This is a genomic window from Bradyrhizobium sp. Ken01, from assembly GCF_055807355.1.
The window spans coordinates 32,278-49,006 of sequence record NZ_JBVVPC010000055.1; the positions used below are offsets into that span (position 1 = coordinate 32,278).

Here is a 16,729-nt window from a genome sequence, read left to right on the forward strand (position 1 = left end):
GGCGCTGCTGGCGGAGATTCTGCGGCGTTGATCTGCGAGGCCTACGACACTCAGATGTACGGCCTTTTCGAGTTGCTGCGCACGAAATGCGCAGCCCTCACAGCACGGCATGAGACAAATTGTAGAGATCATTCATTGTTGGACGCCTTGTTCCGATCCTCGTACGCAGGCTGGATCTATCGCCGCTCCGAAACTGCCCTCTGCAACTGCTACTACTACTACTACTACTACTACTACTACTACTACTACTACTACTACTACTACTACTACTACTACTACGTGGTGCACCAGCGCTCAGGCTCGCGCTGATAATCATTGAACTACGAAAGCCGGGCTGAGCGGCTCTCTTCCCACATCAGCGCTCACTCAACGCGCGCGCCACATCGATCCGGAAGCCTGCTTGCATGCCTCCGGACAACAGTTGATTGCGTCATCGCCAGTTTTGCCCTCGTTCAGTCAACGGGGCGCGCTGACTTGATGCCAGTGCTAATAACTTTCAAAGCTGAGAATGAGCTGACCAGTTGCCTTCCTGCCTAGAAACCGCAAGACACTGGTGCTACCCATTGGCACGCAGCTCGGCTCCGCGCTGGTAGTTTCCTGTCCGCAAAGAGAGCCCGTCGCGGACTGCTCCCAGATCAGGCACAACTTCAAGCTTCGCTGTTTTTTCAGACATCCGGAGCGCCGCCGCAAGAGGGCGCTCGGGCATGGCCTGCCGTTAGAAGAAGATGCTCGTTGATGCCGAGAAATTCAGGGCATGCCCAATCTGTGGCGTGTATGTAATGGTGGTTGGGTTATTGATGTAGGATACGCCGAGATTCAGATATATTCCTGGTGCAAGACGGGCCGTGTATGTCCCGGAGATTGCTTTACTATCCCAATGTACAAGATTTTTCTTGGCCAATGCAGCCTCAACTGCATAAGCGCTCCAATAGAGATCGGTGACGACAAGAGAAATCTGGTCATTCGGCCGGCTGTCAAACAGGCCCTTGGCGTAGAGGCGAAGCTCCTGATACTGCGTGACCTTGTTGAGATCAGGCGGGGCATACATGACCGTAAACCCGCCATAGATGCCGCGTGACGGCGCCTCAGCATTAGTCTGCCACAACTGTCTGTCGGTCGCGACATAATAGACAGTATTCCCCTCGGATCTCGGCAGAGTTGGAAATTCCAGGTTGTTGTACTTGCTGGTGTTGTAACCGGCTCCCGCGCGGAACCAGGTGTCCGGCGAGCCTGGCGCGGCCTTGCTCAAGTAGCCCGTTTCATCGAGAAAAAGAATACCCGAGTTCGGCGTTCTCCAGAGGGTCAGCGCAGTTGGATTTTGGGTGACTTGCGTAAAATAGCCGTCCGGACTCATGGATTGCTGGACGGTGGCTTTGGTGTACCAATGATCATCGATGTTGAACTTGAGGTTGATCGCCGGCGTCGGGGCGGCGGCATTGCTTATGCCTCCCTGGTACAGCATGTTTGACGAAGGGCCGAAGACGTTCGCCGCTGCATTGCCTCCAACGGTCTGACCCGCAAACTCGTTGTTCTGCCTGAGATAGCCAATCTTGAACTCGAACCGTCGATCCCAGAACGTCTGGTAGTACGACATTGTGGCAAGTCCGACGCGATCCGGACCGCCAGGCTTCCACGTATAGTATTGTTCATCGGCGCCCAGGACGATCTGGCCGTCGGGAATCCCATATCGGCTGAGATCGTAGGTCATATAGAAGTAGTTGTTGGTGCTGAACGTCGGAATCTGGCCCGAATAGAGTTGATTGGCGATCGTGCTCTTGGCTGCGTTCGGCAATTGATTGTTGGTGTAGGTAGCTTGCGACCAGCCAACAAAGCCGATTCCGAGGTCAGCCAGCGCCGACCTGACGCCGCCTGCATCCTGGACCACGGTATCGGCGGGACCCGGGATTGTGATCTCCAGGCCTTTCTCACGGAGGTTTTCGAACTTGGCGAACGGATCGACTTTTGCGCTTGTACTTCTTGCGACCGGGCCCAAGCTGCCAGTTCGGCTCAGTCCGTGTGCAGGTGCTGCCAGCGCGGAAAAATTACCGTCCTTTCTCGGCAATTTGTTTGATCGTACGGACGCCTTCTTGCCGGTCTTTTTCTTCACAGCCAAATCCGAAGCGGCGGCATTGGAGGACGGCGCACTGGTTGTTTGTGCGAGTGCCGTGCCGCTGACGAGGCTCGCTGCCACTGAAACAGCGACGAGCAATCCTTTGTGCTTTGTCATTTGCGGTACGCTGCTCAGCGACTGCACGGGCAAATAGCGGATATCGAACTCGCTTAACTCAACGCGCATAACACCTCCAAGCAGCTATGTTCCTGATGCGCTCAAATCACATTCAACCGCAACAGCGGGATGACGAACATCCAATTATTCGATGGAATAGTCTGAAACATGCGATAGCAGGCAGCGGCGGCGAGCCCGGGAATTGAAGCAATCCACGCTACGCTGGCGCCTACGCCTGTGGACGCGGGCGCTATCGACGAACCATCGACGGGAAAAAAGACCTGCAGCGGCGGGACCACGATGATTGACTGGTGTGCTGGGCTCGGAAAGCCACGCCGCATGTCGGTATGGCCCGTCGCCAGCCATACTCGCACGCCCGTTGGAATCGGGATCAGCGTAGTGTCTCGAACCCTCGCGTGGTTCGTAGCAACCGCGACATCGACGTTGCGATCCACGATCACGCGTCGGCCATTCGCGGTCACGACTTCCAGAGTACAAGTCGCCGCCGATGCCGCACACTCTGTCGTCGGCTGGACCTCCGACACAATCCCGGCCGGCACAAATCCGCCTACTGGACAGCCGCCAAGCTGTCCTTCGCGATAGGCCTTGCACCACGAAAACAGAAGCTGTTTCGAAAGCCCATGATGCCGTTCTGTCGCCGACACCAGCCGCGGACCTGAAACAATTTCCTCGACAATCCGCAGCTTCTCGGTAGCCGACCAGCGCCGACGCCGACCAGTCTCCACAATTTCAAGGCGTCGCACTTGGCGACTATCAGTAAGGATATCCCTACCGACAGTCAGCTACAGATCGGATGAACTCGCAAGACGGCCGTCCTCAGACGAGCACTGTTCACGAGCGGCGCGACGAACTTCATGTCAGGACGCGTCGCTTCAAACTGGCACGCGCTCTCCGTCATCACGTTGGCATAGGCGCCGGAAGAATACGCGACCGTGATGGCGACAGGCTCGGCGAAAGCGCCCGATGATTAGCTCGCGGCGAGTGCGCCACCAAGAACGAATGTTGTAATACGCATAATGAAACACTTTGTCCGATGGACAGTTTAAGCGACGGGCGGGGTGGTCAACGTGTATTCGTCAGCAGCGTGCCGAGCGCGAACAGGCAGTCGTCGATCTTCGTGCGGGCAGGCGCGCGCCGTGCGGGATCGTGCCGCCCTTCTTGACGGTAATCTCCGGCTCTCGCCAAGGCGTTTCCGTGAAATGCACCGCACCCACTGAATCGCGATCTGCAACCATGTGGCCGCACATCTGTTCTGACGAGGCGCGGGATTGCCGTTGGCTTTTCACCGCCTGACGACCCGTACTTTGCAACGCGCTCGAGGAATGGTTGGGCGAACAGGGGCGCACGCCCCGCCGGTCAAGGACCGAGCGGCAGGAGCGCGCCTGGCAAGCAGCGGATTAGGTCGGCTTCGGGACATGCCGCGGCGAACGCGAGGCGAACGCGGCTCGCGGTCTCGGCGACCCGGGCGGCGATTTTCAGGAGACGAAGACGCAGCGTCGCGAACTCCGCAGTGGCCAATTCCCGGCCTTTGGGAATGGCATCGCGCACGGTCAGCATCAGCCAATAAGCGGCGGTAGGGAGGACGAGACGGACCTGGTTGGCGAGCGCCGAACGGCGACTGGTGCGATCGGAGGCAAGCTGCGTCTTATGCAGCTTGATCAGAATCTCGGCCTGGCCGCGCGCGCAATACAGGCTGTCGTAGATCCACTCGGCCGAGCCGGCATCGAGGCTAGTGACGACGAACCGGATGTCGAGACCGAGCATCGTCGCCTCAATACGGGCGAGGGTGCGCCGTTCGCGATCCAAGGACTTTGCCTCGTGGCGCGTCTCGGTATAGCCGCGCGGAACAGGCAGGTTCTCGATGGCGCGTCGCGTGCGGATGTCGTCGGCAACCTCGTCGACTTTTCTGGCGACAGGCTTGGTACCGGACAGACCGAAGATGTAGTCGATGCCGTTGTTCTCGCACCACGTCATCGCCTCCGGCCAAGCATAGTGCCCGTCGCCGCGGAACGTAATTCGCGCCTTGTGCCATCGCGTGCGGATGTGCCGTACCAGGCGTCGAAAGCGGGCACGCACCTCGACGCCGCCCCGCGTCTTGCCGGCCGCAGGACGACTGCCACGGGCCGGCTCGTCTCCGTGTCGTAGACGTGGATCGGCAGGAAGCAGCGTTCGTCATAATGAGCGTTGAACAGTGAGCTGCTGATGGCCGTGGACGACATCGCAGGTGTCGTCGATGTTGAGCGTGACGGATGCGGGCTCGCACGGATAGCTATCCATCCATGCGTCGACCAAGGTCAGGCGGATCACGTCGCGCAGTCGCGGCGAATTCTCCAGCCGCGACAGCGTCAGTTAGGAACACAAATCCCGGCCCGTGTCCGGCAGGCGACCGCAGGCGAGCCCGAACGGCGGAAGCGCTGCGCAATATTGGCTTGTGGGTGATGCAGAAGCCTTTGCCGGGAGCGTCAAGCTCGCTCGCGAGTGAACTCGACGAAGATGCGCACGCGCGACAGTTCTTCCACTCGCGACATCATCCTCTCCCGGCACGCCATACATAATCGCATCTTGCACAGGTTCGCATCGAATTACTCGATGAACGTCATCCGACTGTAGCAATTTGAGCTTCACAATCTCGCGCGCATGGCGAAGTTGAAGCGAAGGCGATGACATCAGAATTGTTTGGACACATCCGAAAGAATTGTGCGCCCGCGTCTATCCTGCGTGATGTCTCGCTGTCGAGATCGGCCGGTGAGTTCCTGACGTGGTTGGGCCCATCGAGGTGTAGCAGTCGACGCTGGTGCATATCCTGGCAGGCCTCGAGGCGTGGACTGAAGGTTCCGACTCGATCGGCAACGGCCCGGCCGTTCCTCGTCATCCGTGGGAGGCTGCAGATGCAATCCGTTGAGGAGCACCCCGTTATCGAGATGAGCCGCACCCACCCGCCATTGGTGCCAGCGGTGTTCGATCCGGAGTACAGAGCTGCGCTCGCTGACGTCATAGCGCGTTTCACGCCGAGCGAAATGGTCGGTGCGCACCGCTGGATGGGTAGTGAACTCGATCGCGCTGCGGGCGCGGCTTTCACCGGCCATCGGCTGGGGATGCCGCCGGAACCGGGGCGCGTGGTCGTCACCAACGGCACGCAGAGCGCCTTCAACATGCTGATCGGCGTCCTGGTCGGTCCCGGCAACGTGCTTACTCTGGAATGCCCGACCTATCCACCCATTCTCGTACTTGCGGCGCGGTTCGGCCTCCGTCCACGCGGTGTTGCCATGGATGAAGAGGGCATGCTGCCGGAAGCTCTCGAAGAGCTTTGCCGGACAGATCGACCGAAAGCGATCTATCTGCTGTCGACGCTCCAGAATCCGACTATGTCGACGATGTCGCATGGACGTCGGGGGCGATCGTCGCCGCGGCGCGACATTTCGATTTGCAGATCATCGAAGATGATATTTACAGCCTGCTGCCCGAGACCCGGCTTCCGCCACTCGCAGCGCTGGCGCCGGAGCGAGCCTGCTATCTGTTGGGTGTCGCGAAGAGCATCGCAGCGGGCATGAAAATCGCTTATGTGGTTGCGCCGAGCGCCGACCGCGCGGGAGCCCTGTTTTGGCCGGGAGTGAGGGCGACTTTCTGGATGTCTGCCCCGATCAGCGCTGCCGTTATGACCCGGATGATCGAAAACGGCGCTGCTTGGCACATCATCGATGCCGTCCGTGTTGAGATGCAGGCACGTCACCGACTTCTGAGGCCGCTCCTGTCCGACATTGATGCGGTTACCGCGGATGGCGCTTTGCACCTCTGGATCCGCTTGCCGAACGGAACGTCCGCCCAAAGCTTGCGAACAGGATTTCCCGAAACCGGTCAATATCGGTACCGGCCAACCTTACACGCTTCCTGGAGAGACCGCGCCGCAGGCGATACGCGTTGGCATTGGCCACGCCCGATCGAGCGAAGAGCTCACGACGGCAATTCGCGTCGTCACTGCGGCCCACGCAGAGGAACTGGAGATGTCGACAGAGACACGCACCACAACAGACGTTACACCATGATCCAGAAAAGCCGTGTGTGGACCGATGTCGATCTGAATGCCGAAGGCATTGCGCATGGCTATCTGCGGGTACCGTTTTCCTCCAACGAATCGGGCGCCGGCTGGATTCCCGTGCCGATCGCCGTGGTCAAGAACGGCGTAGGGCCGAGCGTCCTGCTGATGGCGGGCAACCACGGAGACGAATACGAGGGACAGGTACTCCTCATGAAGTTCCTACGGAGCCTTTCGCCCGAGCTCGTCAAGGGCTGGATCATCATCCTGCCCGGCGTCAACGGCCCTGCCGATGAGGCTGGCAATCGCGTTTCGCCGATCGACGGCGGCAACCTCAACCGCCTGTTTCCCGGCGATGCCGACGGCACCCCGACCCAGATGATCGCGCATCACGTCGTCAGCGTGCTACTCTCCGAGGTTCGATATTGTTTCGACTTTCATTCCGGCGGGAATTCGCTGGAATTTATTCCGGCCGCCCATCTTGTCGCACCAGACGAACCAGAATTGCGTGCGGAGCCGATCGGGTTTCTCAAAGCCTTCGGCATGTTCAACAGCATCCTGATCGAGGGACTGATGGATGGAGACCAACGCCTTCTGGGTTCCTGCCGGCGGCTCGGCGTCGGCCATATGTCGACTGAACTTGGCGGAGGCGGCCGCCTTTCCCTTCGCGCTCTTCGCGCAGCGGAACGGGGGCTTTCCCGGCTCCTAAACCATGTCGGCGTTTTGGCCCACGAAGCAGACGAGGAACCGGCGCCGTCTTCCACATTCTATCTCCGCCACCCCACGCGCGATTACGTCTATTCGACCGCAAACGGCATCTTCGAATCCTTCTTCGAGCCGGGTGACACGGTGGCCGACGGCGAAGTCGCCGGCGTTGTGCGTTTCACTGAGACACCATGGCGGGAGCCGGAGGTCATTCGCTTCGGCAAGGGCGGTACGGTCCTCCTTGTGCGGGCGCCGGCTCGGACCAAGATCGGCGACGCCCTGTTCCGCTCGGCCCCCCGATCGAGGCACCCCAGTTTTGACCGAAAGCGCAGCTTCATTATGAATAAGATCCTGAGAGGCTTTGCGGCCGTCTGTTTCAGCTTAGCCGTTTCCTCGGCGAGCGCCCGGCCCATCACACTGAATGTTCTTGTGCAAGCAAGCGCTGGCCCGTACCGGGCAATCGCTGAGGCATTCGAAAAGGACAATCCGGATATCCGGATCGATATCGGAACACCGATCCAGACATACGAAGAAATTCTGCAGCGCACCTTGCGCGGCATCATGATCGGCGATGCGCCCGATGTGGCCTTCCAGGGCTTTAACCTTATGCGTCAGGCCGCCGAAGCCAAGGCTATGATCGACCTGACGGTATTCGCCGCAGATCCGACCTTGGCGGCGGAAGGCTACGACCATGGCCTGTCGCCCCTGTGCACCGTCAAGGGACAGTTGATGGGGCTGCCGTTTGCCATGTCTGTGCCTGTCCTGTTTTTCAACGCCGATCTCGTCAAGCGGGCCGGCGGGGATCCTGATGCCTTTCCGAACAATTGGGACGGCATCATCGCGCTGGCAGAGCGAATCCGGTCGCTCGGACCTGGAGTACAGGGCATCAACTTCCGTTACAGTCACAGCGGCAACTGGAGCTTTCAGGCCTTGGTCACCTCCGCCGGTGGGAAAATAATGGGGGAGGACGACAGGACGATTGCGTTCAACGGATCGGCGGGGCTGGGCGCGCTTGGCCTGTTCAAAAACTTCGTTGACAAAGGCGGTATGGTCGATCTTAGCCCCGATCAGGCGCGGCAGGCTTTCCTCGCGGGCGCTGTCGGGATCATGTCGGATTCCAGCGCGTTCCTCGAGACGGTTTCGAAAGGGGCGCAGGGCAAGTTTACCCTGCGAACGGCAGGTTATCCTCTGGCGCGCGATATCGGACGCCTGCCGCCGGGCGGCAATTGCGCCACCATCGCCACGAACAAGCCCAACCGGCAGAAGGCAGCGTGGGAATTCGTCAAATATGCGGTCGGTCCGAAGGCGCAGGCCATCCTGGCACAGCAGACCGGCTATTTGCCTGTGAACCGCACGGCCGCTGAGAAGCTCGAGGAAGCGCAGCAGGATCCGGCGTTGAAGACCAACATGGCCGTGATCAGGAGACAGCTTTCGCACCTTACGCAGTGGTACGGCTTTCCTCCGCCGAACAGCGGCAAGATCACCGACGCCATTCAATCCCGGATCCAGTCGGTGGTCTCCACGAAAGCGCGCCCTGAAGAGGCGATGCGAGCGATGGTCTCGGACGTACAGACCCTGCTCGGCGCTCGGCCGCAGTAACCGTCCAGTGCGATCCGCATATCCAATCATCAAATCAGGAGGCACGATATGCCGCAGCCGGCAAAGAGTATCGATCCGGTCATGCTGACCGCAACCCGGAAATATAAGGAACTGCAGGAGGCCGATGGCGGCCTCCCATCCTACCTGCTCACAACCGTGCGCAACAAGATCGGTTGGCCTACGCGCTGGCGCCCGAAAATCCGTTTCCGGCGGCAATCGACGACGTCCGCGCCGCGTTGGACTGGTGCGCTTCGCGTGGCGATGAGCTCGGTACAGACGGAACTCGGATCATCCTCGCAGGCACATCGGCAGGCGCCAACCTGTCGATCGCCGCCGCACTTGCCCGGCGATTGGCCCCACGCGGGGCCGCGGCTCGACCGCTCGAGCACATATGCGACCACATTGTCTTGGCTCAAGCGGATGTGCCAGACGATGCGCAGCGTCGGCACATTCTCGTGATATCCCCGAAACACTCTACGGCTTTGTGCCCGTGAGCGTCGTGTCACGACAGATCCAATCACAAACTAGTGGACCATCAGATGTCTAAAGATAGTTACATCCCAAACGCGCCTATTAGCCTTGAACGGTCAACGCCACCGGCCTCTCTGAACTTGAGAAGTACTGTAAAAGAGGGCCTGCGTGCGCTTAGTGACTTGACAGAAATCCACAACGTTCTGAGAAAACATCGGTTTTCTGGAACAGAAGCAGACAAAGCGCACGCCGCAGAGTGGTTGGCCTCGCGCTTCGAAACACCCGTGGATCCGAAACGGGTCATTCTGACCAATGGTGCCCAGAATGCGATGGTTCTTGCCTTGGCGTCGGTCGCGGGACCGGGCGATACGGTCTTGATGGAAACCTTAAGCTATCACGGTTTTCGGAAGCAGGCGCACGTTCAGGGTATCCGGACCAAAATCATAGCAATGGATAACGATGGCGCGGAACCAGAGGCGTTCGAAAAGGCGTGCCGTGAGTTCGCACCCAAGGCACTTTTTCTGATGCCAACCGTCCACAACCCGACCACGATTGTAATGTCAATGCAGCGACGCCAAGACATCGCTCGAATCGCTAGGCAATATGGAGTCAGCATCATTGAAGACGATGTGTACGGACTCCTTCCGGAGGATGTTCCAGCTCCCTTTGGAGCGCTGGCTTCTGATATAACATGGCACATCACAAGTTTCGCAAAATGCGTCGGCGCTGGCGTTCGGGTTGGCTATCTCGTGGCGCCTGATGCGAACGCGGCACAAAAAACATTAGATCGTTTCTATGGTATCTCGTCCTGGTATCCTGCGTCGGTATCGGTCGAGTTGGTCAACCTTTGGCTCGCCAACGGTTCGATGGAAAAAATGGTGGCCGGCGTCAGACAAGAAGCGATCGCGAGACAGAGGATCGCCGCAGATTGCCTCGCCAATGTCCCTTTTCAGACGCGGCCAGATGCGCTGTTTCTTTGGGTCAATCTAGAGGGGATCATCGATCAAGACGAATTGGTTGCGCAATGCGCTTCAAGGAACGTGATAATCCGGCCAGGGCGGCTTTTTGCAACTGATCCGAAGTCTTCCCTGAACTATGTCCGTATCGTGATCGGCAGCCCCGACAGCCGCGACGACTTGAAGGCAGCTATGGCTGTAGTCGGAGGTTTGCTCCAAACTGCTCGGGACCTAGGGCCTGTCTCAGGCGTTTATCAATGACTAACGATCTCCGCTTCATTGTTGTTAGCTTTGATGGCTTGCGCCCCGACCTGATTGGCCCAGAACTGACCCCCAACCTTTGGCGCCTGAAGGCGGCCGGGGTGACGCTTACGAACCATCGCACCGTCTATCCGAGCGAGACCCGTTCGGCTTTTCCCAGCCTTGTCACCGGCGCCACGACCGATCGGCATGGCATGGTCGGTAACAAATACGTCGACCGCGCCGTTACGCCACCGCGCTACATCGATACTTCCGACGCAGTTTTACTGCGCCGGCTGGACGTCGAGAGCGGTGGCCGGCTTTATTCGGCGCGCTCGCTCGGCGAAATCTTGGCCGCGAGCGGACGGAGCCTCGCTGTCCTCGCCACCAATACGCCGGGAACGACCCGGCTCTTTCATCATAACGCTGAGGATTTCGGCCATGTGCGCCTCTCCGGTCATTTTCGCGAGGTCTGCACGCCAGATGATGTGCTCACCGAAATCGAATCCCATGTCGGTCTGTTGCCACCAGCTCCGCCCAAGATCGAGCCGGACCGCACCGGGCAAGAATGGATTACTTCTGCCTTCTTGGACGTTGTTTGGTCGAAATCTCATCCCGATGTCACGATCCTTTCCTATGGCGAGCCGGACGTCACCTCGCATTTCCACGGCACGGGCGCGGAGGCGACGTGTTCCATCATCGCCCATTGTGACCACCAGTTCGGCCGTGTGCTCGACTGGTGGGAAGCGGAGGGAAGGCAGGCCCGAGTGCAAATCATCGCGATCTCGGACCACGGCCACATCACCGGCCATACGCGCATCTCGGTCGCCGACAGCTTACGTGCGGCCGGCTTTAGTCCCGGCGTCGCACCTGCTCCTGATGTTGATCTGGTAGTGGTGCCGGGCCAGGTCGGCGCTCTCTATCTTGCCAATCCGGATGAGGCGAACGTAGCCCGGTTGGTGGCCACTATTACGTCCGAGCCGTGGTGCGGGCCAGTCTTCACGCGTTCAAAGGACGCGGTCAACGGCATCGCTCCCGGGAGCCTCTCAAACCGCCTCGTCTTCGCGGATCATGTCCGCGCGCCGGATGTTGCCTTTTCTTTCCGTGCCGACGATAGCGTCGACGCATTCGGCCTCGTAGGCGGCACCTTCTATGACAATGATCGCCGGCCCGGTCTCGGCCTTCACGGCGGGCTGCATCCAAAGGAACTCGCAGCCTTGGGGATAGTCGCGGGATCGGCTTTTCCGAACATTGGGTCCGCATCTTCTTTGTCGTCGGGGATTTGCGACCTGGCGCCGACGATCCTAAATCTGCTTGGCATTGACGCACCGTTGACGATGGGTGGACGGGTGCTCAACGAACTGCTGAAGTGGCCCCAGGCTCCTGATATTTCCATACGTGAGGAGGTCTTCGAGGCGCATCTCGGAGGCTATACACAGGTGCTCCGGCGCGAGCACGTCGGCGCTGCCTGCTACATTGCTGGTGGCTGGAGTTTCTCTTGAGGTACTGAACTCCCAGACTGAACGCCAAATGTCTTTTGCGGATCATCGATCAGACGGGCTTTCCCAAGAAGGGCCGGCATTCGGTCGGGGTTTGCACGGCAATATTGCGGCCAGTTGATCTCGCCTTTTCGAACGCGCTGTCACCGTGCGATGCGGCACGCATGAATAACACTTAGATCTCGACGACAAGAGTATGGTTGCGCCCCTGTCGGAGGCCGCACAGCGCTAGAATATCGATGGAATGCGGAGTCATCACGCGAAAGATCGTTGCGCAGCTTCGCGGTCCCCTTGCGCTACGGCAAGCTGACCATTGCGTCGAACTCGCTGGAAAACTCCCAAAAGCTTGACGGCGACAAAGTCGAAACGCGACCGATCAAAGGCACAATTGCGCACTCCGAGGCGACGATCATACCATTCTCGGCACAGTCCTTTTCAGACGCTGAAGGACTTCAGCGCGAAGAGGGCTTCAATGATCGCAGCTGACAGTTGAAGGCAAGCGGATCGAATGAGGTCTACAGCCCGGCGCTGAAACGCTGTGCAACCGTGGCCCGGAAGACAACCGTGGCTCCATGTGTCATCGCGAATTCTGCAAGTTCATATCGAATTAGTCGATGAACGTCATCCGACTGTAGCAATTCGGGCTTCTATGTTCTCGCACGTCGACGGCATCCGAAGGAAATGCCGCCGACACGCGTCTCGCGTGACGTTTCGCTGTCGGTAGGCTCGCGTCGAACATGCATTGAACCATTGAACATTGAACGAGGAGGATACACATGAGCATGGCATTCACTGGCAAGGCGGCGGGCTTCGCATTGCGCCCGGCCTCAGCACATCTCGGCGCGGATCTCGTCGACTTCAACCTGTCCGCTTTGCTCGCGAGACCGTCCGGGACCGCGGTGAGGGAATTCAGGGACGCGCTCAACCAGTATCTCGTATTGAGAGCGAGCGACACGGCCTCGACTCATGACCAGCTCGTGCAATTCGCAAGCTTATTCGGAGATGTCCTCTCCGACCGCAAGAACGCGGAAGAAAAGGATTCGGTGCAACTTGGCAGAGCTGAGCTCAAGGTGCTCTCAAACGCCGTAGCGCCCGACGGCAGGCCGCTCGGCGACAAGGGCTCGGGGCCACAAATATGGCACACCGACGGTTCCTTTCGCGAAACCCCAAATGCCTATTCTCTTCTCCATTGCGTGAGCGCGCCTGCCGATCCGCCGACAACCTCCTTCATGAGCGCCTACCAGCTCTATGAATCGCTGCCTGCAGATCTGAAGACTGAGATCGCCGAGCTCAATGCGATTCACAGCGTTCATAACCGCTCGCAGGACTTCTGGGATTTCATGGAAGGCGCCTCGGTTAGCCCTGAGAAGCGCGCGGAAGGTGCTCTTCACCCCCTCGTCAGACTGCATCCGGAAACCCGCAGACCACTCCTCTACTTGCCTCGTCGTCGCGATGCTCTCATCCAGGGGCGCTCGTCGCTCGAGAGCCGACTTCTCATGGAGCGCCTCTGGGCGGAAGTCTTCCGCTCGGGGGGCTTCTGGGGCGTTGCCCTGAAGGCCGGCGATTTCGTATTCTTCGACAACCGCGCCGTTCTGCACAATCGCGAGGGATGGCCGGCGGCACAGGAGCGCGTCGTCTTGCACCTAGCGGTAGCCGGCGAGAGGCCGATTGCCGCCTTTCCTGGCGATCGCATCCGACGCGACGCGGCCTGAGGAGCCTTACCGCTCGGAATAATCGGGAGGCTCCGCTTCGCGGGCGCGTAGATTGGCGATATTCGCCAGGATGATCAGTGTGCCTTCGACGCGCGTCGAAGGCAGCAGGACCGATAAAAATTGAGCAAATCGAACGCACGAATTCGCGAGGCACCGAGCTCCCGATTTCGACATGCCGATAGGCAAAGGTGATCACTCCCAGCGCAAGCAGCATCATGGGTAGCGAGCAGGAACACAAATGAAACAAACGAAGGGAAAAATTCGGCGATCTAAGCACGATTGCGATGAGCGTTCTATGTGTTTAGTCCCGGCATTTGCTGGAGCGGTTTAAGTTTGAATCGTTCTGGCTGGGAAGTCGAGCATTGCAGATGTATTCGTAAGGCGAGAGGCCCTTCAGGGGTCTTCAGCCGCCGAGCGTAGTTGTATGCGTTGATGAAGTCGGCAAGGTGAGCTTCGAGCTGATCGTGTCGATCATAATGGTTGCGTTGGACGGTTGCTTCCTTGATCGTGCGGTTCATGCGCTCGACTTGGCCATTGGTCCAGGGATGCTTGATCTTAGTCAGGCGATGTTCGATGCCATTCTCTTGGCAGTGCACATCAAACATATGTGTCACGTATCTTGCCGTCGGGCCGCCCGCGTAACGCAGTGGGAAAGTGAACTAGATCCCATTGTCGGTGAGAACGGTGTGGATCTTGTAGGAGACAGCCGCGATCAGAGCTTCGAGGAAGGCGGAGGCTGAGGTCCTCCCGTCTTCCTGACCAGTTGCATGAAGGAACACTTGCTTGTGCGATCGATAGCGACATAGAGGTAGAGCTTGCCTTCAGCGGTCTGGAGCTCAGCGATGTCGATGTGGAAGTAGCCGATCGGATAAGCCTTGAATTTTTTCATCCAAGGCTTGCTGCCTTCCTCCGGCAATCGGCTGATGCCGTGGCTGGAGGCAGCGATTCAAGGATGATCGCGTCAGATACGGGATAGTTGACTGGTGCGCATAGAGGCAATCGTCAAGCGGCAGTAGCGTATGCCGCCGGAAAGCGACGATGACCGCCTCCTCCTCGATGGAAAGCACTGTCGGTTCGGCTTCCCTGGGACCTGTCGGGAGATCGGCGACGGTCTCACGCAGCTTCCACTTCGCGACAGTCTTCTGGTTGATCCCGTAGCGCTTGGCGAGCGCTCTCAGGCTCTCTTGACTATTTTGTATTGCTCGACAGACAACCTCAGTCGTTGTGGCGCAGCCGTGTAAAATTTGTCCCATAGCGCATCCCTCGAATCGTGCGATACCGCCGGACCAGCGCAGTGAGTATGAAGAAAGCGAACTCCGTGGAGGTCTCTCGTGTCTAAGCATGCACTTGGAACCGAGCTGCTTCGCGGAAAGGCAGCCAGCAGGAACGTAGGAACGGCGTATGACGCCCCCCATTGGGAGCAACCTTCCCGGATCAAACGCAGCCCAGCACTTCGGAGCAGTCCGTCGATATATCTCAAAGCTCGATCATCTTTTTGTCGCAACTCCGCAGCAACAAAGCGCGAATACTTTCCGCCACGTTCTTGCCTCTCGGATCTGAGCCACAAGGCGCCTTTTGACCTAACTTGGTGCATCTGGATTGGCGACGATCCACACCATTGGCCCAAGCGGACCTGCGTGGGCGCGATGGAGCCGGACCTCGTCGCAAAGCGCGTGCGCCATGCACCTGCGGTCATGGTGATGTGCAAGGCTGAAAGCGGCCTGCGTCGCCGCGCTTAATCATCGCTCTTCGGCTTTCTTCGGCTTAGAGCGACCGTCTACATCCACAAAGACCTCGTGCGTTTCAGTAAGACCCTGAGCAAATGTCGAAACTGACAAGTTGCGACGATCTCCGAGCTTGTAAGTGCGGACTTGAGCGACGCCGACAATCTGCTGGCGCGCGGCTAGCAGTTGTGATGCCCTCTCCAATTTGATCAGTAGGTTTTGACGACAATCAGCGCATCATCGGCACCCGCGCGATCTGTCCGCGAGGCACGAATCCGTTTTCGTTGTTAGGGGGTCATGAGCATTAACGAAGCCCAGCAAAAGATACGTCCCAATCGGGCCACAACTCGCGTTTTGGCCTGATCACCCAACTCGCCTGCGGAGCCGACGGCAACTATGCAATCGTCTTCCACAGCGACCGCAGCATTCGGAATTGGCTTGCCTCCAAATCCATGATCAATGTTGCGTCGTTCAATAGCAAACTGTGTTTCGGCATGAAATAAGGACCCCGTTTTCGGGGTGATCGGCATCCAATCGGTGGACGCCGATAGGGGGTCCCAGTCGGGGTCTGACTCATTTCTGATGAAGTTTGCCAGGCGACTGTGGTTCTCAAACGGAGAATCAGCGCCATGCGGACGGGCTTTCAAATCTCATCGTTAGTACCGAGTGGTTTGGTGTTTGATGGTGTAAGTGATTCAATGGACTCGCTTATTCTGGCTGTTAGGTCGGCAGCTGCGGAGGCTCGGTGTCCTTTGTGCGCGACAGCGTCGAACCGCATCCATAGCCGCTACGTCCGGCATGTTGCCGATTTGCCATCGGCGGGCAGAAAGGTTCGCCTCCGATTGCTCACGCGGCGCTTCACATGCGAGGTGCCGCATTGCCGCCGACGTATCTTCGCGGAACGGTTCGGAGAAGACGTCGTTCCGCTTCGACGGCGTCGGACGGCACGGCTCGAACACATCGTCCATCACCTGGGGTTGGCGCTCGGCGGCCGGCCGGCAGCAAGCTTCGCCAAGCGGCTCATGCTGCCTGTCAGCAACGATACTTTGCTGCGGGTGGTCCGCCGGCGGACGGCGATGCCGACGGATCCATTGCTTGTTGTGGGTATCGATGACTGGGCGTTCCGGAGAAACCGTCGGTACGGGACCATCGTGTGTGATTTGGAGCTCGGCGGATCGTTGCCTTGCTGCCCGACCGGGAAACGGCGACCGTTCAGGCGTGGCTGTCGAAGCACCCGGGCATCAACATTGTGTCGCGAGATCGCGGTGGTGGATATGGCGAGGCCGCAGCCAAGGCGCTGCCGAACGCCATCCAGGTCGCCGACCGCTGGCATCCGATGGAAAACGCGAGCGCGGCCTTCCTTGATGCGGTGCGCCGCTCCATGAGCAAAATCCGAAGCGCAATCGGGGCGACGACGATCGATCCTAAACTACTGACCTGCGCGGAAAAGCTTCGCTATCAGGGCTATCTGCGGCGCCAGGACAGCCATGCCGCAATCGCGGCTCTTGTCAGCGACGGTGTGCCGCTCAAGGAGATCGTCCG

The 16,729-nt window shown here is 59.0% G+C and carries 9 protein-coding genes and 4 pseudogenes; 9 read left to right on the plus strand and 4 right to left on the minus strand.

All coding sequences use genetic code 11. The features are described 5' to 3' along the window. Positions 1-147 precede the first annotated feature (147 nt). Positions 148-309 carry a hypothetical protein gene (locus tag AC0L3S_RS34040; RefSeq protein WP_473284087.1) on the plus strand — a complete coding sequence of 54 codons (162 nt, stop codon included), beginning with the start codon at positions 148-150 and terminating at the stop codon, positions 307-309. Between the two features lie 406 nt (positions 310-715). Here AC0L3S_RS34040 and AC0L3S_RS34045 read toward each other — a convergent pair whose 3' ends face one another. The 3 genes and pseudogenes from AC0L3S_RS34045 to AC0L3S_RS34055 form a co-directional block, all read right to left on the minus strand. Then, on the minus strand, positions 716-2,296 hold the full coding sequence (locus tag AC0L3S_RS34045; RefSeq protein WP_259217558.1) for a carbohydrate porin: 1,581 nt from the start codon (positions 2,294-2,296) through the stop codon (positions 716-718). Positions 2,297-2,328: 32 nt separating this feature from the next. After that, positions 2,329-2,991 carry a transposase gene (locus tag AC0L3S_RS34050; protein WP_310473286.1) on the minus strand — a complete coding sequence of 221 codons (663 nt, stop codon included), beginning with the start codon at positions 2,989-2,991 and terminating at the stop codon, positions 2,329-2,331. Positions 2,992-3,604: 613 nt separating this feature from the next. Continuing rightward, positions 3,605-4,555, minus strand: a pseudogene (locus tag AC0L3S_RS34055) (IS1380 family transposase). Positions 4,556-5,555: 1,000 nt separating this feature from the next. On the opposite strand from AC0L3S_RS34055, the gene AC0L3S_RS34060 reads away from it, so the two are divergent. From AC0L3S_RS34060 to AC0L3S_RS34090, 7 genes and pseudogenes are all read left to right on the plus strand, one after another. Next, positions 5,556-8,585, plus strand: coding sequence for an extracellular solute-binding protein (locus AC0L3S_RS34060; RefSeq protein WP_456652765.1), 3,030 nt, complete (start codon positions 5,556-5,558; stop codon positions 8,583-8,585). Between the two features lie 236 nt (positions 8,586-8,821). Then, positions 8,822-9,079 (plus strand): alpha/beta hydrolase fold domain-containing protein, encoded by a 258-nt coding sequence (locus AC0L3S_RS34065; RefSeq protein ID WP_245343986.1) that lies wholly within the window; start codon positions 8,822-8,824, stop codon positions 9,077-9,079. A gap of 45 nt (positions 9,080-9,124) precedes the next feature. Then, on the plus strand, positions 9,125-10,273 hold the full coding sequence (locus AC0L3S_RS34070; RefSeq protein WP_259217556.1) for an aminotransferase-like domain-containing protein: 1,149 nt from the start codon (positions 9,125-9,127) through the stop codon (positions 10,271-10,273). Further along, positions 10,270-11,754 (plus strand): alkaline phosphatase family protein, encoded by a 1,485-nt coding sequence (locus AC0L3S_RS34075; RefSeq protein ID WP_085399323.1) that lies wholly within the window; start codon positions 10,270-10,272, stop codon positions 11,752-11,754. Before AC0L3S_RS34070 ends, AC0L3S_RS34075 begins: the two co-directional genes overlap by 4 nt. A 23-nt stretch (positions 11,755-11,777) precedes the next feature. Then, positions 11,778-11,871, plus strand: a pseudogene (locus AC0L3S_RS34080) (transposase); the annotation flags it as partial. A 150-nt stretch (positions 11,872-12,021) separates the two neighbouring features. Further along, positions 12,022-12,237, plus strand: coding sequence for a hypothetical protein (locus AC0L3S_RS34085; protein ID WP_085399322.1), 216 nt, complete (start codon positions 12,022-12,024; stop codon positions 12,235-12,237). A 290-nt stretch (positions 12,238-12,527) separates the two neighbouring features. Beyond that, a complete protein-coding gene (locus AC0L3S_RS34090) occupies positions 12,528-13,463 on the plus strand; it encodes a TauD/TfdA dioxygenase family protein (RefSeq protein WP_085399321.1) in 936 nt (311 codons plus the stop codon). Positions 13,464-13,756: 293 nt separating this feature from the next. Here the strand turns inward: AC0L3S_RS34090 and AC0L3S_RS34095 are convergent. Next, positions 13,757-14,716, minus strand: a pseudogene (locus AC0L3S_RS34095) (IS481 family transposase). A 1,100-nt stretch (positions 14,717-15,816) separates the two neighbouring features. Between AC0L3S_RS34095 and AC0L3S_RS34100 the strand changes: the two are divergent. After that, a pseudogene (locus AC0L3S_RS34100) lies at positions 15,817-16,729 on the plus strand (ISL3 family transposase); the annotation flags it as partial.

Excerpts from the sequence above, each read along its gene's own strand:
- AC0L3S_RS34045 (WP_259217558.1), bottom strand. The coding sequence starts at position 2,296 with ATGCGCGTTGAGTTAAGCGAGTTCGATATCCGCTATTTGCCCGTGCAG.
- AC0L3S_RS34070 (WP_259217556.1), top strand. The coding sequence starts at position 9,125 with ATGTCTAAAGATAGTTACATCCCAAACGCGCCTATTAGCCTTGAACGG.
- AC0L3S_RS34075 (WP_085399323.1), top strand. The coding sequence starts at position 10,270 with ATGACTAACGATCTCCGCTTCATTGTTGTTAGCTTTGATGGCTTGCGC.
- AC0L3S_RS34090 (WP_085399321.1), top strand. The coding sequence starts at position 12,528 with ATGAGCATGGCATTCACTGGCAAGGCGGCGGGCTTCGCATTGCGCCCG.